Here is a 23,188-nt window from a genome sequence, read left to right as displayed (position 1 = left end):
TTACAAAATATATTTATCAATGCTTTCCCGCCAACCGATATCAACGCCGCTGACAGGATGATAAGCCTCTTTTTTCAACATCCAAATCCCCACCTCCTCGTGAAAAGTGATAACACCTGCAGCTTTCAAATTTTCAAGCTGATGATTATAAATATTGACACAGAATTTCTGCAGTTTTCTCATAGCGCGAAGCCGCTCATTTCCACTGGTTGCTTTCAATTTTTCAAAAATTTCCGCTGCGTTTCCATATGGTGCAACCACCCCTGAAATGTTATCGCATATTGGCTTATATTCCCTGCCGACCGTATAAAAAGATTGGGCCAGCAGATCCTGCCCATATTTCATGCCGTAATGTGAGCGGTATTCCATTCGGGCTGCTATATTATTCCCCAACAGTGTGGTTGCTGTTTTTCCGCCCTCGATCTGATATTCCAGTGCGCCTTCTCTGTCTAAAAAATATTTTTCATAATAGCGACGCACTGTTTGTGGTGAAGATAAATCGATCTGCTCGCCAAGGGCGATCAACCCGCCGGTGATTTTCTTGCCCTGCTGAATATCTTTGAGCAAAGATAGATTTTCTTCTGCGCAATCGACTACATATACTCTTCCAACAGGCATTTCTCCATGGCGATTGCAGCGCCCGGAAGCCTGAATGATGCTATCCAGCCCAGCCAGTGAGCGAACAACGCATTGAAAGGAAATATCAACGCCTGCCTCAATAAGCTGCGTGCTAATGACAATCATGCGTTCCCGCGGCAGCGCCTTTTTTATTTGGTTCAGAATTGCGTCACGATTTGCGGGGCAAAGGGCAGTGCTTAAATAAAACACGCTGCATTCGCCGCATGCCGCTTCCGACACAAGCCGGAACAGTTTTTGAGCCGTCGCTTTGGTGTTCATGATAACAAGACAGTTTCTGTTCTCTTCCATCTTTTTTAAAACAAAATTCGACATATCGCTCATCCCAAACCTTCTGCCGGAAAAAGTTATGATTTGGGTTCGTTGGAACGCGGCGAAAAGTTCAGAACTATTATTTGCTACATCCGGTTTGGATGCAAATCGAACGGGATATTTGATCTGATCCAGCGCAGGCGGTGTTGCTGTGCAGAGAATAATCAAACAATTGCAGAATCGCGCAAGATAATTCATCGCCATGGAAAACAGATAGATGCTATCGGTTGGAACAGTCTGCACCTCATCCACAATGATCACACTGTCTGTAAACGCCGCAAGGCGTCTCGCGCAAGCACTTTTTCCTGCATACAGTGTGTTCAAAAGCTGCACTGTTGAAGTGAGGACAATCGGTCGATCCAAGCGTTCGGAAAATTTTGCATAGCGCTGTTCTTTTTCTGTTTCATCATCGTCTTCGTCGAACGCTACATTCGAATGAAACTCCAAGACCTGACTTTCTGAATTCTTATCATTTATATCTTCGCCGATGGCTTTTCTGATTTCTTCGGCAGCCTGACTCAGAATCGTCAAATAAGGTTCTGCATAAATAATGCGGCGCTTTCCATACTTTTCCGCCATGGAAAGAGCTATCCGCAGGCTTGACAAAGTTTTTCCGCCACCCGTTGGCACAAACAGCCGAAATACTCCGTTTTCCGCGTCAAACATCCCACATTTTTCAGATATTTCCGCACGAAGGCGCCCAATGCCGACAGCATCAAAACTTTTCAAGCGATTTTTAAGATTTTCCAGCATCACGCTCCAGCAAGGCGGCCTCTGTGGAAGTGCCTCTCCCTCTTCCCAGCAAGCGGCATCCAGCCTGTCAGCATCGATCAGCGCGGCATATAAAAGGCGCTGTGTCAGCCCCATATAAAACATAGCTTCATTCGCCGATGTTTCCCCATTGAATGCCAATGCTCTGGGTTCTTTCGCGGTGTTGATGGCTAGCCTGAGCTGTGTTTCCACTTCTTTGCAGGCAAGTTGAAACAGCCGTTTAAGTTCTTGTAAAGAAGCAACTTCATGAAAAAATGCTTCATCAGCGCTGGCCACTTCTTCCGGCGTATAAGCAGGTCTGCTGGGCAGATCTTTTTCTCCCGCCGGAGTCAGCGCGTCATGAAGCCCGCCATGGTGGGCGCGCACGGCCATGCTTAGCATTTGCATTGTTAACTCTGCGCAGACAGGTTTCATTCCACTAAAACTGCGCGTAATAAACTCATCCGCATAGGGCGCATGAAATATGACCGTTCCCCCATATTCAAGGTAGTTTTGCCATTTTGCATAACTTTTGGAGCAGTCATGGATCAACCCCACAAGTCTTCCCAAATTTTCAATGCCCGCGTGGACACAGCAGGCAGATGTCATACCGGCCACATTATGTGAATGTTCCGCAAGGGTTTGCTTTCGTATCCCATTTCCGCTTTCTGACCTTCGAGCAAATAACATCGCGTATCTCCTTCGCTTCTTTTGGCTTATCATATTATTTTTATTTAATATGTTTTTGGTATATACAAAACATAGATCAAATTCCAAGATAAGTCAAGAAGTTTTTTGTTTGATTTTTGTCTTTTTCATGTTATAATCAATTTGATTTAGATGCTTTACAGAATTCGCACACGACATCTAAATGTGGTAACGCGTGTCGTTCCTCTTGCAGGAGCGTGGATTGAAATATTTATTATGTTTTTGGAGGAATTGCTGAATGGCTTTAATCGCCATTCGGCTTTTTCTTTTTATCTAATAAAGTACTTTGCTTTCCGGCTTCTCCGTTCCCGCCCCATGTTCTGTTGCTTCGGCATAAGAGAAAATGAAAATAGTAATAAAAAAACATCCTTTCGGGTGTTTTTATAGGACACGGTATATGAAACCTTCTGATCTTGCCGTTCATGCTCTTTATATTATTCACTGTGCCAGAAAACCCATTTTTGCAGTGAAAGTATCTCCCACTGGTTGTGTTCAAAAAATCGCACCGAACATTTTTTGCATCTGAACTTGCTGCAAACAGAATCGAAATGCTGCGATACGAAAAAGCAAATAGCCCTGCAAGCCTTGTATTCTCAATGGTTTGCGGAGTCATCGTGTTTATTCACGCTCGCTGGGCTTCATTCATTCCAAAGTTTTTCTGCTTAGCTGATTTTGCCCGGCATTATTCCACTTATAGCTATCATCAACATTCTGCGGTTTCAGCAATGACTCGGCTAAAAACTCAGATCAAAAATGAGGCTTTTCTTTCATAGAATTTTCCTTTTTTAATAATTCCTTGCCCCGACAACGATAAAGGAAAGTGGCGCCCTGGCCGCGGCTGCAATCGTCATTTGGGCCATAAGTGTTCCCACCGGTGTGCCCTTGGTGATTTCCTTCTCAACTGCCCAAAGCACCGAGTCATAGTAGTAATCGCCGTCTTTGACATCCTCAAATGGGTTGGCGGCTGTTTCCGCTTTGGAACCGTTTGCGTGCCACAGGAAGGTCATGATATGCGCACGGCTGCAGGTCATTCCCAGCACAAATTCAGTTGTTGAGATAACCGATGTCATAACAGCAGCGGTCGCTGTCTTCATGCTTCATTACATTCCTGGCCGGAGATGTTATTTGTAAAGTTATCGACGGTGCCATTTTCGATTCAGAACTTGTTCATCGTGCTTTTGCCTTGCTGCCCAGCACGGGAAAAAGGCCGAGATGCATGCATAATGTCAAAAGAATAGACACCAGTTGATTCTTCATCTTTTGCATCCTTCCTATTTCATATATTCGTGTATATGGAAATGAGAAATATCTCATAAGAATAGAAAGTGCAAACATTGAAAAGCGAAGGGAAATCATGACGAATCCACTGATTCTGGTTATTGAGGATGATAAAAACATCAGTCTTGGCACCCGCACCATGCTGGAGTTAGAGGGCTATCGGGTCTATACGGCGGAATCGTTGGCAGAGAGCAAAACCCTGACCGAAAAACACAAGCCGGATCTGACTGTTCTGGATATTCTTCTGCCGGGCAGCAATGGTCTGGATTATTGCCGAATGCTGCGCAAGCAGAACGCATCCTGTTTTTAAACGCGCTCAACACGCATGATGATGTCATCAACGGTCTGCGCGCCAGCTGCTATGATTATCTTGCCAAGTCCTACATCACGGATGAACGGCTGCTGCCCAACGGCGCATCCGTGTGGCGCTGCCCGCGCTCATGGGTGATCTGCTCGCCGTATTTTTCCCACAAGCCCTGATATTCCCGATCGAATTCCGCACCCATGGAATATTTTTCTTGCTTTCCCTCTTGACTTGTTGCGTCGCCGTTGACATTTCTTTTGTCCTGTGATAATATCTTTTGCAAAGATATCCTATCAATTAAGAGGCCTTCATTTTTTTGAAGGCGATATTCGCTTGAATGGGTATCTTTTGTTATATCATCTAATCTTGAAATATCATAGGAAATCTTTTAAAACTTTGTTCCTCTTTTCTTCTAAAATCCCCTTGAAAATATCTCGATCCACAATAACACGGTAGTATTATCAGCTTGTCACAGAATCGCATATTTCTCGCCGCCTTTTTGGGCGGCGTTTTCTTTTTGCCTCTGCTTTTTCATCGCAATTTGCGTGGAAGTTTTTTCCGCTTCCAGGTCTTGACTTTTTGTTTCATATGTGTATATACTATCAATAGAAGCTTTTCTCGGCCCAGTTAGAGCGCCGCCCTTCGGGGCGGAAAAGCCGTCACGGGGAGAAGAGCTTCTTTTTTCGTCTTTTCCTGCCATGCAGCGTTGCATCACCGAATGCATTGACATTTTTTATGCTGTGATAGCATCACTGCAAAAATGCTACGATTCTGCTACGATTGCAAAAAAATAAATCCCGCAAACCCTTGAAAACAAAGGGTCTGCGGGATTTTCTCATTTACTCCCACTCGATCGTTGCGGGGGGTTTTGAAGTGATATCGTAGCAAATGCGGTTGATATGTTTCACTTCATTGACGATGCGCACAGAGATTTTTTCCAGCACATCATAGGGGATCCTTGCCCAGTCGGCTGTCATGAAATCAGAGGTCACGACACCGCGCAGGGCCAGCGTATAATCATAAGTTCTTTCATCGCCCATAACGCCCACGCTGCGCATATTGGTCAGCACGGCGAAATATTGATTGATTTCGCGGTCAAGCTTGGCGTTTGCGATCTCTTCGCGGAAAATGGCGTCTGCATCCTGAAGAATAGCCACTTTTTCGGGCGTGATATCGCCGATGATGCGAACGGCCAAACCGGGGCCGGGGAAAGGCTGGCGCCAAACAAGTTCTTCGGGCAGGCCCAGTTCAAGGCCCAGCGCGCGCACTTCATCTTTAAACAGCAGGCGCAGCGGCTCAATGATTTCTTTAAAATCAACATGATCGGGCAGCCCGCCCACATTGTGATGGCTTTTGATCACGGCGCTCTTGCCTAAGCCGCTTTCCACCACATCGGGATAAATAGTGCCCTGGGCGAGGAAATCCACTTTGCCGATTTTCTTTCCTTCTTCTTCGAAAACGCGGATAAATTCTTCGCCGATGATCTTTCTTTTCTTTTCAGGATCGCTCACCCCGGCCAGCTTGCCAAGGAAGCGCTCGCCCGCGTTGACGCGAACGATATTCATATCGAATTTTTCCTTCATGACCTTTTCAACCAGGTCGCCTTCGTCTTTGCGCAAAAGGCCGTGATCGACAAAAATGCAGGTCAGCTGGCGCCCCACCGCTTTGCTGATGAGCGCCGCCGCCACAGAAGAATCCACGCCGCCGGAAAGACCCAGCAGCACTTTGCCGCTGCCAACCTTTTCGCGGATCGCGTCAACGGCTTCTTTGGAATAAGCCGCCATTGTCCATTCACTGCTCAGCCCGCAGATCTTATAAAGGAAATTTTGCAAAATCAGTGTGCCCTGTTCTGTATGCATCACTTCGGGATGGAACTGCACGCCGTAAAGCTTTTTTTCCGGGTTTTCGATGGCCGCATAAGGGCAATCTTTTGTTTTGCCGCTGATGATGAACCCTTCGGGCAGGGATTCCACCGCAACGCCGTGGCTCATCCAGCAAATGCTCTGCTGGCGCACCCCTTCAAATAATAAACTGGTGGAATTATGCCAAAGTTCCGCTTTACCATATTCGCTCACATCGGCGGCCTTTGCGGTTCCGCCCAGCATATAGCTCATCAGCTGCTGGCCATAGCAAATGCCCAAAACAGGCAGACCAAGTTCAAAAATTTCAGGTGCACAGCGCGGAGCATCTTTTTCGAACACGGTGGAAGGGCCGCCTGTGAAAATCACCGCGGCCGGAGCAAACTCTCGAATTTCTTCGATGGTCATCGTATACGGTTTGATTTCGCAATAAACACCGCATTCTCTAACGCGGCGGGCGATCAGCAGATTATATTGACCGCCAAAATCCAAAATCAAAACGCGACTGCGCTCATTCATGTTTTTTCCTCCAAAAAGATAATTTCAGATACCTTTATTTTCACATAGGATGCATCAAAATTCAACCTTTTTCTTTTGATTTGGCATTATTTATCATACTCTGATCGTTCTTCCCGAGAATAATCGAACATATCTTCCAAAAACTATGGCTACATTCTTAAAAATTCTGTATCAGGAGGAAATTCGCAGATGAATCATAAACAAATTCGAATTCGAATCGCCGGCGCTTTTTTCTGCACCGCGCTTATGTTTTCTGTTTTGCCGGCAGTTCATGCATTGTTTGAAAAAAAAGAAGCCGAGCCCACGCTTTCCACCTTTTGCAAAAGCGAAGCGCCGGGCAGCACCATCACCTTTTCAAAAGAAGATTTTGCTTCGCGCCTTTCCGGGAAAGACGAGCTGGATGGCATTGTGATCAACACCCTTCCCGCTTCTGAAACCGGCGTTCTCCAAATCGGCGGCCGCCCGCTGTTATGCGGCGAAGGCATCACCGCCGAAAGCCTGAGCACTCTCTCGTTTGTGCCGGCGGATAGCGCGGCGGTTCAAACCACCTTTTCTTTTATCCCCGTCTTTTCAAAACACGGCGCGGGCAACCAAAGCGTTGCGGTGAACATTCGTTTAAACAGCGTGCCCAACGAAGCGCCCACCGCCGCCGCGCTGGAGCTTGAAACCTATTATGATCTTCCGCTGAAAAGCGATTTCAAGGCCGCCGATCCCGAAAACGATTCCTGCACCTTTGCGGTGGTCGATCAGCCTAAAAACGGCACGGTGGAAATTCTGGAAACCCAGTTCATCTATACCCCCGGCAAAACAAAAGCCTTCACCGATCAGTTCACCTATTGCGCTATCGATGCAAACGGCAATTCTTCCAAACCCGCCGCAGTCAAAATCAGCGTCAAAAAGCGCCCCGAAAAGCAAGCCATCTCTTATGCCGATCTGAGCGAAAGCACTGCCCATTACGCGGCCATCCGCCTGGCGGAAGAAGGCATTTTCACCGGTGAGCAGGTGGGCAATTCTTATTTTTTGAACCCCGATAAAACCGTATCCCGCGCCGAATTCATTGCCATGGTGATGTCCGCTTCCGAAGTGCCGCTGCCCACAGCCGCCATTTCCAGCGGTCTTGCGGATGACGCCCAAACCCCGCAATGGGCAAAAGCCGCTTCGGCGGCCGCCATCCACGCCGGCCTTGTGAAAGGCAGCCCCGATGGCAACGGTTCCCGTGTTTTGCGCGCCGGCGACCCCATCACCCGTGCAGAAGCTTCGGCGATCTTAAGCCGCGCCATGCAGATCCCTGCCCAGCGCACACAAACCACTTTCACAGATCTGGCTTCCGTTCCCACCTGGGCCATCCAGCCGGTGGTCGATCTGGCCTGCACAGGCGCTCTGCCCGTGGCACAGAATGAACTGCGCCCCGAAGAAGCGCTGACAAGAGCAGAAGCCATGCAGATGATCTACCGTGTGCTTTCCCAAAGCTCCTCTGAAAGCGGCGGCATTTTAGAAGCCCTCAAATAATGCTTTCCCGCAAACAGGGTCTGGCGAAAATATCGTCAGACCCTGTTTTTAAGCACGCAGCTTTTTCAGTTCTCGCAGATGCTGTTTTGCATCGGCATCGATCCGCTGAGATTCTATGGCTTTCTGAAGGCTTTTCTGATAAGTGAAATCATCTAAAGCGCAGGTTTTCAGCCATTCTTCCGTCACCACGGGGAATTTGACATAAGCGATGGATACCGCCCACGCCACCGCCATTTTCACATAATAAGCATGGTTCGTCACTTCATTGAGGCGTTTTAAAACCCTGTCGATCCATTCAGGCTCCAGATAATATTCCAACAGCATCACCACCGCAAAGCGAACTTCAAACTCTTCTTCCGCATAGAAGTGCGGTTTCAGAAACGCCCACATTTCTTCGCGGTGTTCTTTTGCCATTTTCAGGGCCGAGCAAAAGCTGTCGCAAACCGCCCAGCCATGAATGCGCGGCAGGAATTGCCCGATCATGGCGAATTTTTCCTGATCCTGCATTTTCGCCGCGGCGATCATCATCCCCCGCAGCATGGTTTCTTCCATATATTTATCTTCCTGCCGCAGCATCGGCCGCCATTCCTCTTTCAGCAGTTCCGCCGCGAGCTTGCGCAGGCGCGGCAGACGCACGCCTAAAATTTTTTCCGGCCCGGGCGACAGTTTTTTCGAAAACGCGGCATATTGCGGTTCGGCCATTGTTTCAAGTCGTTCTCTGATGGCGGAATGCATATTATTCCTTTCTCAAACCGCGCAAAAGCTCGATCTCGGCGGCATACCCTTCTAATTCATTGGGCGTTTCCAAATAAAACGGCAATGCTTTCAGCGCGGGATGATTGATGATCTGCTCGATGGCTTTCAGCCCCAGGCTGCCTTTGCCCAGCTGTTCATGGCGGTCTTTATGACTGGCATAGGGATTTTTGCTGTCGTTTAAATGGATGGCTTTCAGCCGATCCAGCCCGATGACACGGTCGAATTCTTCCAGCACGGCTTCGAGATTGCCCACGATATCATAACCGCCGTCATAAACATGGCAGGTATCCAGACAAACGCCAAGCAGCTGTTTTTGCTGGGTGTTTTCGATGATTTTTTGAATTTCTTCAAATTTTCCGCCCACTTCGCTGCCTTTGCCCGCCATGGTTTCCAGCAGAACCGTAGTATTCTGCCCGGGCCAAAGGATCTGGTTGAGCAGCTCTGCAATTTTATCCATGCCGATTTCCATGCCTTGCTTCACATGGCTTCCCGGATGGAAATTATAATAATTCCCCGGCAGAGCCTCCATCCGCCTCAAATCATCCTGCAAGGTGTTTTTGGCAAACTCGCGGATCTTCTCATCCGCCGCGCAGGCATTCAGGGTATAGGGCGCATGGGCCAGAAGTTTTCCGAAGGCGTTTTCTTCGGCAATTTTTAAAAAGCGCGCGATATCCTGTTCATCCAAAGGCTTGGCCGCGCCGCCGCGCGGGTTTCGCGTAAAAAACTGAAAAACATTCGCGCGGATCTTTAACGCATCCTTCGCCATCGCTTCAAATCCCTTGGCGCTGGATAAATGACAACCGATATAAAACATAGTTTCTCCTTTATAAAAAAGCGATCTTTTTCACTGACTTTACCAATAATTTCTTTTCATATTTTCTCTGCTTTGCCACACACTATGACTGTAATCCCCAACCAATAAAAATTATTTTAAAGGAGAAAACGATTATGTCTTACAGCAATAATACTAACCTGAACGCAGCAGCTAAGGATGCTCTTTATAATTTCAAGATGGAAGCCGCAAAAGAAGTTGGCGTGAACCTGAAGCAGGGTTACAACGGCGATCTGACTTCCCGTCAGGCCGGTTCGATCGGTGGCCAGATGGTCAAAAAAATGATCATGCACGCTGAAAACACTTTGGCCAGCAACCCCTCTTCCGTGATGAACACTTCCGTTCCCACAAGCACAAACAACGGCGGCCAGCAGAATTATTAATCTGACTCCCTACGAAACTTTTCCTTTTTGAGAATTTGATCGAATAGGATCATTCAAAAATAGAACTCTTTGAGAACACCCGCGAAAGCCAAACCGCTTTCGCGGGTGTTTTTTAATCAAACCGCCAAATAAGAATGTTTTGTTAACGCGCTGTGGAAAGTGTGGATAAATCGTCATGGCTTTTTCTCTTTCCCCGCTCTTCGCCATCATACGCCCCATCTATCCTGCTTCGGCTCGTTTTGCTTGTTTTATTTTATCAAATATTTTCTCCCGCGGCAATCTGCAAAGCATATTCTTTGCAGATAAAATCTCCCCTGCGGTCACCTTTTTCCGTCAATCTGTTCCCATGTTGTTTTAGTACTTTTTTGTTTATTTTTAAGTTTTTTCGAAAAAAGGCTTTACAAATTTCGAAATCCTTCGTATAATATACAAGCGTCGTGAGTGTTGCTCCGATGTGTGGATATAGGGGTATAGCTCAGCTGGTAGAGCAGTGGTCTCCAAAACCACGTGCCGAGGGTTCAAGTCCTTCTGCCCCTGCCAAATACGGCCGTGTAGTTCAGTTGGTTAGAACGCTAGCCTGTCACGCTAGAGGTCGACGGTTCGAGCCCGTTCACGGTCGCCATTTGCTGTTGTAGCTCAGTTGGCAGAGCACGTCATTGGTAATGACGAGGTCGGCAGTTCGAATCTGCTCAACAGCTCCAAAGCGTAAAACCCGCAAAAGCTTGTGAATGCAAGCTTTTGCGGGTTTTTTCATGTGTCAAAATCTTTGTTTCTGTTTTTTCCTAAAAATCGTTTTGGTGTTTATTAGGTGTCTTGTGCTGTTCCCTCCCCCGCGCAAAGATCATACATACCGTCGTTAAATCTTTCTCTTACGGCAATGTCGTTATAAACCCGGCAGATTGAGATCCTTTGCCGTTTTCAGCGCCGCGCAATCTCCATATTTTTTCAGATTTTGTAGTTGCTTTCCATGCATTAATATGGCAATATGGTACTATAATAAAGTGTTGGGGGCCGTTTGGTTTCGATGATTTTTTCCCCTTTATCTGCGCCGCTAAAAGAAGGCTTTCTGTTCTTCACGCGAAGCCTTTTCAAAGCTGGCGCGGGGGCTTGTCATATCAAAAACCAGGCGGTCGCCTTCCCAAAAACGATAGCGCACCGTCGCCTGAAGACTTTCGCAGATGACGCGGGCCATCACACCGTTTTTGGGGGCCTGCAGCGGCTGTTCCTCAGGCTTGATAAGCGCAATGCGCAGGCGCAGATTTTTTTGAATAAGTTCCACTTCCAGTTCGTCATATCTTAAAATTTTTGCGCCCTGATAAGTGGAAATTTTCCATTGCCGCCCGCCGGCCAAAATCATCGCCACGCATCCCGTGATGAAAAAGCCCATCATCGGCAGTTCCGCCACCGCGGCCATCACCGAGTATTCTTCTTCCCCATGCCACCCGCACTGGGTCCACAAATAACTGCGGGGGAAATTCTTCCCCCTGTCTCCTTCCACATAACCGATGCCGCCATCGAAGGAATATAGTTGCCCGTTCAGCTGCATCCGGCCCATGATCGAATGCGATAGGCTTTCGACCCGATGATAACACGGCAAGCCATAGATCCACTGAAACGGCCCCATTGCCGAGCTGTTCGGCAGTTTCCACGGGCCATATTCCAGCGCGCCTTCGGCCTGAATATTGCTGCCTTTCAGCGAAAGCTTGATGCCGTTTTCCGCGAAATAATTCGCCCCCAGCTGAAGCATTTTTCTTTTTTGATCGGTGCGGATCTCATCATTATGGAAAAACACGCAATCCGATGATTCCGGCGTAATAATCTGCAATGTTGCCGTGCGCTTTCCCACGCGGTCATAATGCAGGGCGGGGATCACCGCAAACGCCTGTTCCTGCCCCTGATGTTTAAAATACCATCCTTCAAAATAATTATGGTGTTTCATGGGTTCCTCCTCAGTGATGATTCTATCCGCCATTAGTTTAGCCTTTTTTCGTTTTCTATAGCCACATATTTCACTTTGAACCACATACACTTTATGAAAGGAGATTCATTATGAAAAAAATCACACGCGCTGCCCTGAGCTTTTTACCGCCCTTTGCGGTTGCGGGCCTTTCCTATGTTTTCACCGCCAATGCTTCACAGGTATATGAAAGCCTGAAACAGCCTCCCCTCTCGCCGCCTTCCGCCGTTTTTCCCTGGGTCTGGAGCATTTTGTTTTTGCTGATGGGTGTTTCGTTTTTCATGGTTTTGAAAGCAAGCCCCACCTTTCCCAAACCCACCGCGCTGATCTATTTTTCACAGCTGGCCGTGAATTTTTTGTGGTCTGTTTTCTTTTTCCGGGCGCAGTGGTTCTGGTTCTCATTTTTCTGGCTGCTGTTCCTGCTGGTGATGATCGTCGCCATGATTCGAAGCTTTTATAAAATTCGCCCCGCCGCCGCGCTGCTGCAGATTTCCTATCTTGCGTGGGTATCTTTTGCGGGTTATCTGAACCTGATGATCGCCCTGCTCAACGAGGGGCCCCTGCTCTGACATTTTCGAATGTTTTTTGCCTTTTCGTTGCAAACGGGTTTTCAGGCTGTTATACTGTTTTCGATTGGTATACCCTGAAATTTGCGGAAAGAAGGTTCCTCACAATGCAGTTTAACGAACAGCGTATGTTGGATCGTTTGATGGAAATGATCCGAATCGACAGTGTTTCTTTCGAAGAAAAACCCATGACCGATTATCTTGAAGCCTATTTCAAGAATCTTGGTCTCGAAGTTTACCGCGATCAGGCCGGCGAAAAATTCGGCGGCAATGGCGGCAATCTGCTGGTTCATATCCCCGGCACCATGGCCGGTGAAGCCATCTGCTTCAATGCCCATCAGGATACCGTGGAACCGGGCCGCGGCATCGAACCCGTTTATGAAAACGGCAAACTGACCAGCAAAGGCGACACCGTTCTGGGCGCCGATGACAAATCCGGCATTGCCATGCTGATGGAACTTTATGATGTGATCAAAGAAAACAATATCCCCCACCGCGAAATGTATTTTCTGTTCACCGTTTGCGAAGAACAGAATATGCACGGCGCCAAAAACTTCGATTATTCCAAGATCCCCTGCAAAAACCTGTTTGCGCTGGACGGCGCAGGCCAGGTGGGCGGCATCTCCACTGCCGGCCCTTCCAAATTCGGCATTAAAATGACTTTCAAAGGCAAAAAGGCCCATGCGGGCATCGAACCCGAAAACGGCATCAGCGCGGTCTGCATGGCGGCCCGTGCCATTTCTCTGGTGCATTTCGGCCGTATCGATGCCGAGACCACTTCCAACATCGGCCGCATTGAAGGCGGCGGCATGACGAATGTGGTTGCCGATCTGGCCACCGTTACCGCCGAAGTGCGTTCGCACAGCGAAGAAAAGCTGCAGCATCAGCTCAAGCTGATTCAGGATGCCTGCAACACCGCCGCCAAAGAATTCGGCGGCAAAGCCGTGGTGGAATTGAGCCGCGATTACCCCGCGCTGAAAGCCAACCCCGAAAGCTTCCTGTTTAAAACAACGGTCGCCGCTTATGAAAAAGAAGGCATCACCCCCCAATATGTGATCAGCGGCGGCGGCGGAGACGCCAATATCTTCGCGGGCCAGGGCTTTGAATGCGGCGGCATTTCCACCGGTATGCTGGATGTGCACAGCTCGGATGAAACCTTGCATATGGATATCTTCCGCAAAGCTTTCAATGTTGTTTTCCGCATGATGACCGAAAATCTTTAATTCTTATTTGTATTTCCGGGCCGATGTGAGCTTCCTCACATCGGCTTTTTTCTGTTCTTTTGTATTTCTTCCACTTTTTGCGTTTTATTATTGAGAATTTTCAGGTTTGTTTTTGTGCATGTTGTCTGTATTTTTTTGCTACCCCTCCCTTCTCGTTTTCTCGTTAAGCTTTTATCACAATTTCGCTTTTTTATCGCTTATTTTTTTGTGTATTTTCACAATTTTTATTCCAAATTTTCTATATTTTACTGTTTTTAGAAATTTCGTTTGCGTTTTTGTGGCTTTTTTCCTTGACAGAAATACGCTATAATAATGAAAGTGGGTCATCTGGGTTTTCTTTTGGCCTGCCTTATTCCGTCTGATATCAATAAAATAATATTTTTGGAGGTTTTAACATGGCATCTTTTAAAACGGATATCGAGATCGCGCAGTCGACCGAAATATCTCCTATTAAAGAAATCGCGTCTGCCGTTGGCTTGAGCGAAGATGATCTGGAGTTCTATGGCAAATACAAGGCCAAAATCGATTATAAACTGCTGGAAACCAGATATCAGAACACCCCCAACGGAAAACTGATCCTTGTTACGGCCATCAACCCCACCCCCGCCGGCGAAGGCAAAACCACAACCACCGTGGGCTTAGGCGATGCGCTGCATCAGCTGGGCAAAAAAACCGTGATCGCTCTTCGCGAACCTTCCCTCGGCCCTGTTTTCGGCGTGAAAGGCGGCGCTGCGGGCGGCGGATATGCGCAGGTGATCCCCATGGAAGATATCAACCTGCATTTCACCGGTGATTTCCATGCCATCGGCGCGGCCAACAACCTTTTGGCGGCCATGATCGATAATCACATTTATCAGGGCAACGCGCTGCAGATCGACCCCCGCCGCATTACCTGGCGCAGATGTGTCGATATGAACGACCGCCAGCTTCGCTTCATCACCGATGGTCTGGGCGGCAAAGCCAACGGCATGCCCCGTGAAGACGGTTATGATATCACCGTGGCTTCCGAAGTGATGGCGGCGCTCTGCCTTGCTTCCGATATTGTTGATCTGAAAACCCGTTTGGGCCGCATCATCATCGGCTATTCTTTCGCCGGCGATCCCGTTACAGCCGCCGATTTAAAGGCAGAAGGCGCTATGACCGCTTTGCTGAAAGACGCCCTGAAGCCCAACCTGGTTCAAACGCTTGAAAAGACCCCTGCCTTCATCCATGGCGGCCCCTTTGCCAATATCGCCCATGGCTGCAACTCGGTGATCGCCACCCGCATGGCCTTGAAACTGGGCGATTACGCCGTAACAGAAGCAGGCTTCGGCGCCGACCTTGGCGCTGAAAAATTCCTGGATATCAAATGCCGTATGGCCGGTTTTGTTCCTTCCTGCGTAGTCATCGTTGCCACCGTTCGCGCGCTGAAAAGCCACGGCGGCGTAGCCAAGGCCGATTTGAACCAGGAAAATCTGGAGGCTTTGGAAAAAGGCCTGCCAAACCTGCTTAAGCACATTGAAAATGTCACAAAAGTGTGGCATCTGCCCGCTGTGGTGGCCATCAACGCCTTCCCCACCGACACCAAAGAAGAGCTTGATCTGGTGGAACGCCGCTGCCGCGAACTGGGCGTAAATGTCGCCCTTTCCGAAGTATGGGCCAAAGGCGGCGAAGGCGGCATTGCTTTGGCAAACGAAGTGCTGCGCATCATCGAAACCGGCGATACTTCCAAATTTGCATTCACCTATGAAGATGACATGGGCCTGCGCCAAAAGATCGAAGCCATTGCCACCAAGGTTTATGGCGCAGACGGCGTGGATATTCTGCCCGCCGCCGCAAAGCAGATCAAACAGATCGAAGAACTGGGCTTTGCCCATGTGCCTGTCTGCATGGCGAAAACCCAATATTCGCTTTCCGACGATCAGAAAAAACTGGGCGCACCCAAAAACTTCCGCATCACCGTGCGCAATGTGAAGATCTCTGCGGGCGCAGGCTTTGCCGTGGCGCTCACCGGCGATATCATGACGCTTCCCGGCCTGCCGAAGGTTCCCGCCGCCGAGCATATCGATGTGGATGAAAACGGCAAGATCTCCGGTTTGTTCTAAACAAAGCTTTGCTTCAGACGAAGTTTTCGAAATCCAATAAAAAAGGTGAATAATAATGCTTAACAGCAGCTGCAAAGAATTTCTTACCGCGCTTTCTTCCGGGGCTCCGGTTCCCGGCGGCGGCGGTGCCTCGGCTTTTTGCGGGGCTTTATCCATCGCTTTGGGCGGCATGGTCTGCAATTTAACTTTAGGAAAGAAAAAATATGCGGATGTCCAGGAAGACATCCGCCGCATGGTGGATGAAGCCGAGCTGCTTCGCCATGAATTCGAAGATCTGGTGGAAGCCGATGCGAAGGCATTCGAGCCGCTTTCCAAAGCATATGGCATGCCCAAAAACACCGAAGAAGAACTGGCCCAGCGCACCCGTGTGATGGAAAAATGCCTGCAGGATGCCTGTGATGTTCCTCTGGATATCATGGATTGCTGCGCACGAGCCATCGCGCTGTTGGAAGAGCTGTCGCTGAAGGGTTCTAAAATCGCCCTTTCCGATGTGGGCGTGGGTTCTGCATTTGCCCGCGCAGCCATGGAAGGCGCCAGCATGAATGTTTATATCAACACGGCATTGATGAAAGACCGCGCTTTCGCAGAACGCTGTGAAAGCCGCTCGGATGAACTGCTGACGGAATGGCTGCCCCGCGCAGACGCCGTGACGGCATCCGTAAAATCTTCCATTCGAAAGTGAGGAAACCATGGCGGAATTATTAAAAGGCAACGCGGTGACCGCCGCAATGAAAGAAACGATGCTGGCCAAGATCGCGCAATTGAAAGAAGCCGGCGTTTCACCCCAAATGGCCATTGTGCGCTGCGGCGCACGGCCCGATGATCTTTCTTATGAAGCCGGTGCGCTGAAGCGTTTTTCCGGCTTGGGCATCGGCATCAAAGTGATCGAGCTGCCTTTGGGAATCACACAGGATGATTTTATCGCAGAGCTTGAAGCGCTCAACCGCGATCCATCCGTTCACGGCGTGTTGGCTTTTCGCCCCCTGCCGCGGCAGCTGGATGAAAGCGTGATCAAATATGTGCTTTCGGCCGAAAAAGATATGGATGCCATGAATCCGCTGAACATGGCAAAGGTGTTCGCGGCAGATCCCACCGGTTATCCCCCCTGCACCCCCGAAGCGGTGATGGAGCTTTTGGAACATTATGGCGTTGATCTTTGCGGAAAGCGCGTGACCATCATCGGCAGAAGCATGGTGGTGGGCAAACCGCTGGCCATGATGATGCTTGCCAAAAACGCCACAGTCACCATTTGCCACACCCGCACAAAAGAGATGCAGGCCCGCGCCCGCGAGGCGGATATTCTGGTGGCCTGCGCAGGCAAAGCAAAAATGGTCACAGCCGATTTTGTTTCCGCCGGTCAGATCGTGATCGATGTGGGCATCAACATGGATGAAAACAACAAGCTTTGCGGCGATGTGGATTTCGCCGCGGTGGAACCTATCGTTTCCGCCATCACCCCCGTTCCCGGCGGGGTGGGCACAGTGACCACCAGCTGCCTTGCCAACCATGTTGTCCGCGCCGCGCTGAAACAGGCGTCGCTTTAAATTTTGAGCCTGCCCGGATAAGGCTTTGCTCTCTGGGCAGGCATATTTTTGCATTTTTTCGTTTGTTTTTCTTCTTTTTGCCCCTTTTTATCGTGTTTTTGCTGAATTATTAACTATATTTTGATGCAATTTGATGGAAAGTGAAGTGTTTTTATGTATCAGACGGATATTCAAGCCGTCGCGCAGGCCTCTGCCAAAAAATCTGCGCTTTTGCAGAAAAACCCGCTTGGTTTTTTGATTTCTTCCATGCTGGCGGGGGCCTATATCGGTTTTGGCATCGTGTTGGTTTTCACCATCGGCGGGGCGCTGAAAGCGGCGAATTCCCCCTTCACCCAGCTGGCAATGGGGTTATGCTTTGGCGCGGCGTTAAGCCTTGTGGTGATGGCCGGCGCGGAATTATTCACCGGCAACGCTTTGGTGATGACGGTTGGGTCGCTTCAAAAAGAAATTTCGTGGAAACGCACCGCGCTGGTTCTCATCGGCAGCTATCTGGGCAACCTTTTGGGCGGGCTTGTGTTATCATTCCTGATGGTCAAAGGCGGCCTTTATCAGCAATCCACCATCGATTACATTCTCGCCTGCTCCGCGCTGAAAATGCACGCCCCGTTTTTGAAGCTGTTCTTCGCGGGCATCCTCTGTAATATCCTCGTCTGCCTGCCTGTCTGGTGTTCTTTCCGCATGAAAAGCGAAAGCGGCAAACTGATCATGATCTTCTGGGGCATTCTGCTGTTTGTGACCCCCGGGTTTGAACACTGCGTGGCCAACATGACGCTGCTTTCTTCGGCGCTGATGCTGCCCCATGAAGCCGCTGTCAGCTTATCCGGCTTTTTCTATAACATTCTGACCGTTGCGCTGGGCAACCTTGTGGGCGGCGGCTTGATCGTAGGCGGCGGATATCATCTGATCTCACGCATTTCGCTTGATAAATAACCCTTCAAAAGCCAAAAGCGAGAAACCCGTTTCAAACGGGCTTCTCGCTTTTTTTCAGCAGTTTCGGCCTCCACGCCCGGCGCTTTTGCATGGTTGCGCAAAGCGCCGTCAGCGGAAAGCAAAGCAAAAACCACAAAAAGGAATAGAGCGGGCAAATCTGACCCTTAAGATGCAGAAAACGCTCGGAATAATCCCACACATTCCAGTGCAGCTGAAGATTCACAAGACATCCTGTGAAAAATTCCACCATCGTGATCCAAACGCTGCCCAAAGCACATTTCAGCCAGCAGGGGCGCGCCTGTGCTTTTTCGCAGATATGGTAAAACCCCGCAAAGCAAACGCCGCCCGCCAAAGTCATTGTCCAGTGGCTTTTGCCGCGCCAAGCCAGCTCGATCAAAGTATAACCGGCGCCGCCAATGGCCATCAGCGCGCCTTTTTCACGCAATCGCAACATTCATACCGCCTTTTAACCTTTTAGTGTCAGTATGCCCGGTTGAAAGGAAGATATGTATGCTGCGGCCAAGCGTTATAAAACAGAAGAAATTTGCACCGTGCTGCCGCGCGGTGTTTTTTTCACGAAGATCTTTTGCTCGATGCGCTCTTTCAATTCGGCCACATGAGAAATAATGCCTACGAAACAGTTGCCGCCGGTGAGGGTGTTCAAAGTTTGGATCGCCTGCTCCAGTGATTCTTCATCCAGCGCGCCAAAGCCTTCATCGATGAAAATGGCCCCCACTTCGATGCCGCCCGCGCGGGTTTGGATCACATCTGATAGCCCAAGCGCCAAAGACAGCGACGCTTTAAACGATTCGCCGCCCGAAAGCGATTTCACGCTGCGCGTTTTGCCGGTGTAATAATCATAAACATCCAGTTCCAGCCCCGACTGTGCGCGGTTGTTTTCCGCTTCTTCACGCCGCAGCAATTCATAGCGGCCCGCCGTCATCACGCGCAGCCTGTGGTTCGCCCGCCGGATCACTTCCAGAAAATAAGCGGCCTGCACATAGGCTTCAAAGGTGATTTTCTGCTGCCCCGCAAGTTCGCCGTTGGCGGTTTTCGAAAGCTGCGCGATCCTTCCGTATTCTTCCATGCGCGTTTTTTGGCGCTCATAGGTCTGTTTGGCCCCCAGATAAGCCGCGTTGTTGATCGAAGCTCTTCCGGTGAGTTCTTTCCAGTTTTCTTCCTGGCGGGTTTCTCGCTGTGAAAGCGCTTCCCGCTCTTCTTCCAGCTTTTCCAGCGGTTCCGAGGCGCTTTGGGCCAGCTGTGCCCGAAGCGATTCCACCTCTTGTTCTTTGCGCGCGTCTTCCTGCCGGCGCAGGGCCAGCGCTTCCTGCCGCAGATGCAGCTGCTCTTCCGTCAGGCTTTTTTGAAGCGCCGCGGCTTCGGAAATTCCCAGTCTTTCGGTTTCCGAAGCCATTTTTGTTTGCAGCCGGATGCTGCTTTCTTCGGTTTCCTTCTGACGCTGCTGTTTTTCACTGAGCACAGCCTTCTGCCGTTCCAGCAGGCGCACGCTTTCTTCCCGCTCGCTGCGCGCCGCTTCCAGCCCCGTTTCCAACGCCTCAAGGGCCGTTTCCTGCCGCTTGATCTCTTCCATTGTTTTTTGCTTTGAAAATTCCGGCGGAAGCGTTTCTCTCAGCGCTTTGCAGCGCCCCTCGACGGCTGCCGCTTCTTTCTCAAGATCGCGCGCCTGCGTTTGCAGCGCCTGATATTCTTTTTCGGCCTGGCTGCTCTGCTGCGACAGCTTCAACAGGCTTTCTGAAAGCGCCTGCCATTCTTCCTGTTCTTTTTCCGCCAGCAGATGGTTTTGTTTGAGCTCTTTTCCCTGCCGTTCTTTCTTTTCCAGTGTTTCAGGCAGCAATTCCATTGAAATTTCAAACTGCATGAGCTGTTCTTTGATCTCTTGTTCTTTTTGGCTTTGGGTGGCTTTTTCGGCCGCAAGCTCCTGAGCAATGGCGCTCAGCGCTTCATGGGCGCGGGTGGCTTCCGCTCTGCTTTGGTTGACTTTTTCTTCGGTAGGTTGTTCTGCGGCCCGCCGCGCAGGCTGCGGGTGTTCGCAGCTTCCGCATACGGGGCAGGGTTTTCCGTCTTCCAGCTCCGCGGCCAAAAGGCCCGCCTGCCCCCGCAAAAACAGGCATTCTTCGGTTTCTGCTTCTCTCAGCCGCCGGCGATAGAGTTGCTCCGCTTTTTGATAGCGCTCTTCCAGCCCGGCGATGGTGCCCCTCTGGGCCGCCAGTTGTTTGGCGATGCCCGTGCAGTGATGCAATAAAAGATAATCCGCGCGGCATTTTTCCAAAGCGATCTTCAGTTCCGCTGCCTTTTGCGGGCTTCCTGCCAGTTCCTGCTGGCGGCGCCGGCCATTTTCCAGTTGTTCCGTCAGCTTCTTGCGGGTGTTTTCGGCGTTCTTTTCGGCCAACTGCGCCGCCAGATGACGCTCTGCCGCCTGCTTTTTCTGGGCTTCTTCTTTTTCGCAGGCCTCCCAGCGGGGCAAAAGTTCGCGCAGCTGTGAGATCTTTTGGCGCAGGGGCGCTGCTTCGGCCGCTTGCGCCGCGGCCTTTTCAACCCCTTCTTTGGCCGCGTTCGCGCGTTTTTCGGTGTTTTGGCTTTCTATGCTCAGGCGCTGTATTTCTTCCGCAAGATCCCGCTGCTGCTGCGTCAGTTTTTGCTTTTCGCCCCAAAGCGGCTGAAGCGCCGCCTGGATCTTCTGGGCCAGCTGCAAATCTTTTTCTTCCTGATTCCAAAAATCTTTTTCTGCGGCGCGCTTTTTCAGTTCTTCTTCCAATTCGCAAAGCTTTGCGGCCTGTTCCCGCCTGTTTTTTTGCGTTTCCATGCGCACCGTCAGGCCCCTGATCTGTTCCTGCAAAGTTTTGCGCAGCGCTTCGGTTTCGGCGATGCCCCGCCGGTCTTCTTCTATCTGCCGTTCCAGCATCTCGAGCGCTTCGGCGGCGGCATATTCTTTTTTCTCTTCCAAAAGCTTCTTCCATGCTTCGCGCGCTTGGGGAAGTTCAGCCGAAGAAAGGTGCTGCAGCAGCGCGCGGCTGCCTTCGGCGCATTTGCCATATTGGCTTCTTTCTTCTTCTTTCAGCCGTTTTTGCAGCTGTTCCAGCGGCTCGGTTTCAAACACACGCCTGAAAATATCGCTGCGCTCTTTGCTGTCGGCCAAAAGCAATTTTAAAAATTCCCCCTGGGCGATCATGGCGATCTGTTTATATTGCTTATAATCCAGCCCGATCAGTTCACTGATGGCGCGGGTCACTTTTCCAGAACCGCCCACGGTCAGTTCTTCCCCCACCAGTGTGGCGTCTGCCGCTTCGTTTGTGGTTCCGGTTCCGTTTTTCTTCTGGCGGCGGTAACCGGGGTTTCTGGTGACGGTATAAACCTTGCCCTGATGCTCGAAACGCAGTTCCACATAGGTTTTTGTTTCGGGGCCGGCGAAATCCGAACGCATGCTTTCGCCGGTTCTCACGCTGCCGCTGCATTCGCCGTAAAGCGCAAATGTAATGGCATCAAACAAACTGGTTTTGCCCGCCCCGGTGTCGCCCGTGATCAAAACAAGGCCCTGAAACGAATCGAAAGAAATTTCAGTCAACTGCGCATAGGGGCCAAACGCACTCATTTTTAAAGAGATCGGTCTCATTTCAGGCGCACCTCCTCAAAAAGGCGGTTTAAAATTTCCGCTTCCTGCGCTGTTGGTTCTTCGCCGTTGCGGCTCATGTAAAATTCATCGAACAGCCGGCGCGGCGTTTTTTCTTCGGTGATCTCTGCCGCCGTCTGCGATGCCGTCTGCGGCGTTGATTCGCTTGCGAAATCAATGGCCATCAAATTGGGATAACAGGCCTTCAGCTGCCCCAGCGCATCATAAACAGGCTCACGATCGGTCACCACCGCATACACATAATCTTCCGAAGGTTCGGCATAACGGATCAGTTCTTTCAGTTCGCCCTTGATCTGGCGCATTTCATGCAGCGGTTTCAGGGGGAGAGCCTGTATGACGCAGGCTTCCCCGTTCAGTTCCACCAAAAGCGCTGTTTTTTGATGGCGCAGCTCTGAAAGCGAATATTTCAGCGGCGAGCCTGCATAACGGATGCGCTCACTGCAGATCTTCTGGGCGCGATGGATATGGCCCAAAGCCACATAATCGAAAGCCGCAAACAGCGAAGCATCCACCTGTTCGCTGCCGCCCACGCTCAAAATTTCGCTGCCGCCCATTTCGGGCTGAATGCTGCCGCCCGTAACGAACTGGTGGGCCAGCAAAATATTTTTTCCATCCCCCATGCGGCAGGTGGCCAGGGCGGCTTCCACCGCCTGCTGATAGCTTTGGATCTCTTGGTTCAGCGCCAGCGCCGCAGCGGCCGGCCTTAAAAACGGCAAAAGATGGATGCGGATCTCTTCGGTTCCGCAGCGAAGATCTTCATAACGCACAGCGCCGCTGAAGCTGCCCTCGATATAGACGCCGCTCTGCCTTAAAAGGCTGCTGCAAAATTGCAATCGCTCGGCGGAATCATGGTTGCCGCTGATGCAGAAAACCGTAATCTTTTCGGCCTGCAGGCCGCACAAAAATTCATCCAGCACCACGGTGGCTTCGCCGGATGGCATGGGTTTATCATAAACATCGCCGGCGATCAACACCGCATCCACCCGCTGTTCAGCCGCCAAACGGCAGCACTGCCGCAAAATTTCTCTCTGGTCTTCCAGCATGGAATATTCACAAACGCGTTTGCCGATATGAAGATCGGCCAAATGCAAAAATTTCAAAGGTTTTCTCCCCCTTTTGCTTCTCGCTCTGTTCTTTATCAGTTTACCAAACTCCCCGCCAAAAGGAAAGGCCACCTTTGTTTTCCTGCTGCAATATTTTCCATATTTTTTCCCTTTGATATTGTTTACAAAAAGTTTGTTGCCGCCATGCGGCTTTTCTGCCGAAACTATGATATAATAAAAATGCCGAAGGATGGATTTTATCGCCGCCGCTCGCATAAGATGCAATGGAATTCCTTCGTTTTGCTCACCTGTTTATGGCGCCTGCCATATTTCACCCGCCACAATA

General features: G+C 50.1%; 21 protein-coding genes and 3 tRNA genes. 13 read left to right on the top strand and 11 right to left on the bottom strand.

What is annotated here, in order from left to right; all coding sequences use genetic code 11:
- Both cas3 and ACJA3I_RS06545 read right to left on the bottom strand, forming a co-directional pair.
- On the bottom strand, positions 1 to 2,388 hold the full coding sequence (gene cas3, locus ACJA3I_RS06550) for a CRISPR-associated helicase Cas3' (protein ID WP_458861806.1): 2,388 nt from the start codon (positions 2,386 to 2,388) through the stop codon (positions 1 to 3).
- An 803-nt stretch (positions 2,389 to 3,191) separates the two neighbouring features.
- Positions 3,192 to 3,500: an S-layer homology domain-containing protein gene (locus ACJA3I_RS06545; RefSeq protein ID WP_458861805.1), complete on the bottom strand. Its 309-nt coding sequence runs from the start codon at positions 3,498 to 3,500 to the stop codon at positions 3,192 to 3,194.
- Between the two features lie 260 nt (positions 3,501 to 3,760).
- Between ACJA3I_RS06545 and ACJA3I_RS06540 the strand changes: the two genes are divergently transcribed.
- The gene (locus ACJA3I_RS06540; RefSeq protein WP_458861804.1) at positions 3,761 to 3,994 is read left to right on the top strand and encodes a response regulator; all 234 of its coding nucleotides are present in this window, start codon (positions 3,761 to 3,763) and stop codon (positions 3,992 to 3,994) included.
- Positions 3,995 to 4,064: 70 nt separating this feature from the next.
- Here the strand turns inward: ACJA3I_RS06540 and ACJA3I_RS06535 are convergent, their stop codons facing one another.
- From ACJA3I_RS06535 to guaA, 3 genes are all read right to left on the bottom strand, one after another.
- Entirely contained in the window at positions 4,065 to 4,190 is a 126-nt protein-coding gene (locus ACJA3I_RS06535) for a hypothetical protein (protein ID WP_458861803.1), read from the bottom strand.
- 267 nt (positions 4,191 to 4,457) lie between these two features.
- Positions 4,458 to 4,688 (bottom strand): hypothetical protein, encoded by a 231-nt coding sequence (locus tag ACJA3I_RS06530; RefSeq protein WP_458861802.1) that lies wholly within the window; start codon positions 4,686 to 4,688, stop codon positions 4,458 to 4,460.
- A 139-nt stretch (positions 4,689 to 4,827) separates the two neighbouring features.
- Positions 4,828 to 6,366, bottom strand: a complete 1,539-nt coding sequence (gene guaA / locus ACJA3I_RS06525) for a glutamine-hydrolyzing GMP synthase (RefSeq protein ID WP_458861801.1) — start codon at positions 6,364 to 6,366, stop codon at positions 4,828 to 4,830.
- 189 nt (positions 6,367 to 6,555) lie between these two features.
- On the opposite strand from guaA, the gene ACJA3I_RS06520 reads away from it, so the two are divergent.
- On the top strand, positions 6,556 to 7,875 hold the full coding sequence (locus ACJA3I_RS06520) for an S-layer homology domain-containing protein (protein ID WP_458861800.1): 1,320 nt from the start codon (positions 6,556 to 6,558) through the stop codon (positions 7,873 to 7,875).
- A gap of 48 nt (positions 7,876 to 7,923) precedes the next feature.
- On the opposite strand, the gene ACJA3I_RS06515 is transcribed toward ACJA3I_RS06520, so the two are convergent.
- Together ACJA3I_RS06515 and ACJA3I_RS06510 are read right to left on the bottom strand one after the other, a co-directional pair.
- Positions 7,924 to 8,610 (bottom strand): DNA alkylation repair protein, encoded by a 687-nt coding sequence (locus ACJA3I_RS06515; RefSeq protein ID WP_458861799.1) that lies wholly within the window; start codon positions 8,608 to 8,610, stop codon positions 7,924 to 7,926.
- Between the two features lies 1 nt (position 8,611).
- Positions 8,612 to 9,445: a deoxyribonuclease IV gene (locus tag ACJA3I_RS06510; RefSeq protein ID WP_458861798.1), complete on the bottom strand. Its 834-nt coding sequence runs from the start codon at positions 9,443 to 9,445 to the stop codon at positions 8,612 to 8,614.
- A gap of 134 nt (positions 9,446 to 9,579) precedes the next feature.
- Between ACJA3I_RS06510 and ACJA3I_RS06505 the strand changes: the two genes are divergently transcribed.
- The 5 genes from ACJA3I_RS06505 to ACJA3I_RS06485 all read left to right on the top strand — a co-directional run bounded on the left by ACJA3I_RS06505 (position 9,580) and on the right by ACJA3I_RS06485 (position 10,547).
- Positions 9,580 to 9,846: an alpha/beta-type small acid-soluble spore protein gene (locus tag ACJA3I_RS06505; RefSeq protein WP_458861797.1), complete on the top strand. Its 267-nt coding sequence runs from the start codon at positions 9,580 to 9,582 to the stop codon at positions 9,844 to 9,846.
- A 175-nt stretch (positions 9,847 to 10,021) separates the two neighbouring features.
- Positions 10,022 to 10,204, top strand: coding sequence for a hypothetical protein (locus ACJA3I_RS06500; RefSeq protein ID WP_458861796.1), 183 nt, complete (start codon positions 10,022 to 10,024; stop codon positions 10,202 to 10,204).
- Between the two features lie 106 nt (positions 10,205 to 10,310).
- Positions 10,311 to 10,386: transfer RNA gene (locus ACJA3I_RS06495), tRNA-Trp, on the top strand.
- Between the two features lie 5 nt (positions 10,387 to 10,391).
- Positions 10,392 to 10,468 (top strand) — tRNA-Asp (locus tag ACJA3I_RS06490).
- 3 nt (positions 10,469 to 10,471) lie between these two features.
- A tRNA-Thr gene (locus tag ACJA3I_RS06485) sits at positions 10,472 to 10,547 on the top strand.
- A 350-nt stretch (positions 10,548 to 10,897) separates the two neighbouring features.
- On the opposite strand, the gene ACJA3I_RS06480 is transcribed toward ACJA3I_RS06485, so the two are convergent.
- Positions 10,898 to 11,785, bottom strand: a complete 888-nt coding sequence (locus tag ACJA3I_RS06480; protein WP_458861795.1) for a tocopherol cyclase family protein — start codon at positions 11,783 to 11,785, stop codon at positions 10,898 to 10,900.
- A gap of 110 nt (positions 11,786 to 11,895) precedes the next feature.
- On the opposite strand from ACJA3I_RS06480, the gene ACJA3I_RS06475 reads away from it, so the two are divergent.
- The 6 genes from ACJA3I_RS06475 to ACJA3I_RS06450 all read left to right on the top strand — a co-directional run bounded on the left by ACJA3I_RS06475 (position 11,896) and on the right by ACJA3I_RS06450 (position 18,150).
- Positions 11,896 to 12,372, top strand: a complete 477-nt coding sequence (locus tag ACJA3I_RS06475; RefSeq protein WP_458861794.1) for a TspO/MBR family protein — start codon at positions 11,896 to 11,898, stop codon at positions 12,370 to 12,372.
- 104 nt (positions 12,373 to 12,476) lie between these two features.
- Positions 12,477 to 13,592 (top strand): M20/M25/M40 family metallo-hydrolase, encoded by a 1,116-nt coding sequence (locus tag ACJA3I_RS06470; protein WP_458861793.1) that lies wholly within the window; start codon positions 12,477 to 12,479, stop codon positions 13,590 to 13,592.
- 395 nt (positions 13,593 to 13,987) lie between these two features.
- On the top strand, positions 13,988 to 15,676 hold the full coding sequence (locus tag ACJA3I_RS06465) for a formate--tetrahydrofolate ligase (RefSeq protein ID WP_458861792.1): 1,689 nt from the start codon (positions 13,988 to 13,990) through the stop codon (positions 15,674 to 15,676).
- 55 nt (positions 15,677 to 15,731) lie between these two features.
- The gene (locus ACJA3I_RS06460) at positions 15,732 to 16,358 is read left to right on the top strand and encodes a cyclodeaminase/cyclohydrolase family protein (protein ID WP_458861791.1); all 627 of its coding nucleotides are present in this window, start codon (positions 15,732 to 15,734) and stop codon (positions 16,356 to 16,358) included.
- A 7-nt stretch (positions 16,359 to 16,365) separates the two neighbouring features.
- Positions 16,366 to 17,220 carry a bifunctional 5,10-methylenetetrahydrofolate dehydrogenase/5,10-methenyltetrahydrofolate cyclohydrolase gene (locus tag ACJA3I_RS06455; RefSeq protein ID WP_458861790.1) on the top strand — a complete coding sequence of 285 codons (855 nt, stop codon included), beginning with the start codon at positions 16,366 to 16,368 and terminating at the stop codon, positions 17,218 to 17,220.
- 153 nt (positions 17,221 to 17,373) lie between these two features.
- On the top strand, positions 17,374 to 18,150 hold the full coding sequence (locus tag ACJA3I_RS06450; protein ID WP_458861789.1) for a formate/nitrite transporter family protein: 777 nt from the start codon (positions 17,374 to 17,376) through the stop codon (positions 18,148 to 18,150).
- A gap of 31 nt (positions 18,151 to 18,181) precedes the next feature.
- Here the strand turns inward: ACJA3I_RS06450 and ACJA3I_RS06445 are convergent, their stop codons facing one another.
- The 3 genes from ACJA3I_RS06445 to ACJA3I_RS06435 all read right to left on the bottom strand — a co-directional run bounded on the left by ACJA3I_RS06445 (position 18,182) and on the right by ACJA3I_RS06435 (position 22,899).
- A complete protein-coding gene (locus ACJA3I_RS06445; RefSeq protein ID WP_458861788.1) occupies positions 18,182 to 18,604 on the bottom strand; it encodes a putative ABC transporter permease in 423 nt (140 codons plus the stop codon).
- A 72-nt stretch (positions 18,605 to 18,676) separates the two neighbouring features.
- Entirely contained in the window at positions 18,677 to 21,781 is a 3,105-nt protein-coding gene (locus tag ACJA3I_RS06440; RefSeq protein ID WP_458861787.1) for an AAA family ATPase, read from the bottom strand.
- A complete protein-coding gene (locus ACJA3I_RS06435; RefSeq protein WP_458861786.1) occupies positions 21,778 to 22,899 on the bottom strand; it encodes an exonuclease SbcCD subunit D in 1,122 nt (373 codons plus the stop codon). Before ACJA3I_RS06435 ends, ACJA3I_RS06440 begins: the two co-directional genes overlap by 4 nt.
- Between the last annotated feature and the right edge of the window lie 289 nt (positions 22,900 to 23,188).

This window comes from Acidaminobacterium chupaoyuni (assembly GCF_047936785.1).
Classification (GTDB): domain Bacteria; phylum Bacillota; class Clostridia; order Oscillospirales; family Butyricicoccaceae; genus Acidaminobacterium; species Acidaminobacterium chupaoyuni.
The sequence above is the reverse complement of the archived record's forward strand: the minus strand, read 5'-3'. Positions and strand labels throughout refer to the sequence as shown.

What these genes read in the sequence shown, in the direction of transcription:
- ACJA3I_RS06460 (WP_458861791.1), top strand. Translation starts at nt 15,732, where the DNA reads ATGCTTAACAGCAGCTGCAAAGAATTTCTTACCGCGCTTTCTTCCGGG.
- cas3 (WP_458861806.1), bottom strand. Translation starts at nt 2,388, where the DNA reads ATGTTATTTGCTCGAAGGTCAGAAAGCGGAAATGGGATACGAAAGCAA.
- ACJA3I_RS06505 (WP_458861797.1), top strand. Translation starts at nt 9,580, where the DNA reads ATGTCTTACAGCAATAATACTAACCTGAACGCAGCAGCTAAGGATGCT.
- ACJA3I_RS06520 (WP_458861800.1), top strand. Translation starts at nt 6,556, where the DNA reads ATGAATCATAAACAAATTCGAATTCGAATCGCCGGCGCTTTTTTCTGC.
- guaA (WP_458861801.1), bottom strand. Translation starts at nt 6,366, where the DNA reads ATGAATGAGCGCAGTCGCGTTTTGATTTTGGATTTTGGCGGTCAATAT.
- ACJA3I_RS06510 (WP_458861798.1), bottom strand. Translation starts at nt 9,445, where the DNA reads ATGTTTTATATCGGTTGTCATTTATCCAGCGCCAAGGGATTTGAAGCG.
- ACJA3I_RS06445 (WP_458861788.1), bottom strand. Translation starts at nt 18,604, where the DNA reads ATGTTGCGATTGCGTGAAAAAGGCGCGCTGATGGCCATTGGCGGCGCC.
- ACJA3I_RS06440 (WP_458861787.1), bottom strand. Translation starts at nt 21,781, where the DNA reads ATGAGACCGATCTCTTTAAAAATGAGTGCGTTTGGCCCCTATGCGCAG.
- ACJA3I_RS06450 (WP_458861789.1), top strand. Translation starts at nt 17,374, where the DNA reads ATGTATCAGACGGATATTCAAGCCGTCGCGCAGGCCTCTGCCAAAAAA.
- ACJA3I_RS06500 (WP_458861796.1), top strand. Translation starts at nt 10,022, where the DNA reads ATGGCTTTTTCTCTTTCCCCGCTCTTCGCCATCATACGCCCCATCTAT.
- ACJA3I_RS06515 (WP_458861799.1), bottom strand. Translation starts at nt 8,610, where the DNA reads ATGCATTCCGCCATCAGAGAACGACTTGAAACAATGGCCGAACCGCAA.
- ACJA3I_RS06465 (WP_458861792.1), top strand. Translation starts at nt 13,988, where the DNA reads ATGGCATCTTTTAAAACGGATATCGAGATCGCGCAGTCGACCGAAATA.
- ACJA3I_RS06530 (WP_458861802.1), bottom strand. Translation starts at nt 4,688, where the DNA reads ATGGCAGGAAAAGACGAAAAAAGAAGCTCTTCTCCCCGTGACGGCTTT.
- ACJA3I_RS06545 (WP_458861805.1), bottom strand. Translation starts at nt 3,500, where the DNA reads ATGAAGACAGCGACCGCTGCTGTTATGACATCGGTTATCTCAACAACT.
- ACJA3I_RS06470 (WP_458861793.1), top strand. Translation starts at nt 12,477, where the DNA reads ATGCAGTTTAACGAACAGCGTATGTTGGATCGTTTGATGGAAATGATC.
- ACJA3I_RS06535 (WP_458861803.1), bottom strand. Translation starts at nt 4,190, where the DNA reads ATGGGTGCGGAATTCGATCGGGAATATCAGGGCTTGTGGGAAAAATAC.
- ACJA3I_RS06540 (WP_458861804.1), top strand. Translation starts at nt 3,761, where the DNA reads ATGACGAATCCACTGATTCTGGTTATTGAGGATGATAAAAACATCAGT.
- ACJA3I_RS06480 (WP_458861795.1), bottom strand. Translation starts at nt 11,785, where the DNA reads ATGAAACACCATAATTATTTTGAAGGATGGTATTTTAAACATCAGGGG.
- ACJA3I_RS06475 (WP_458861794.1), top strand. Translation starts at nt 11,896, where the DNA reads ATGAAAAAAATCACACGCGCTGCCCTGAGCTTTTTACCGCCCTTTGCG.
- ACJA3I_RS06455 (WP_458861790.1), top strand. Translation starts at nt 16,366, where the DNA reads ATGGCGGAATTATTAAAAGGCAACGCGGTGACCGCCGCAATGAAAGAA.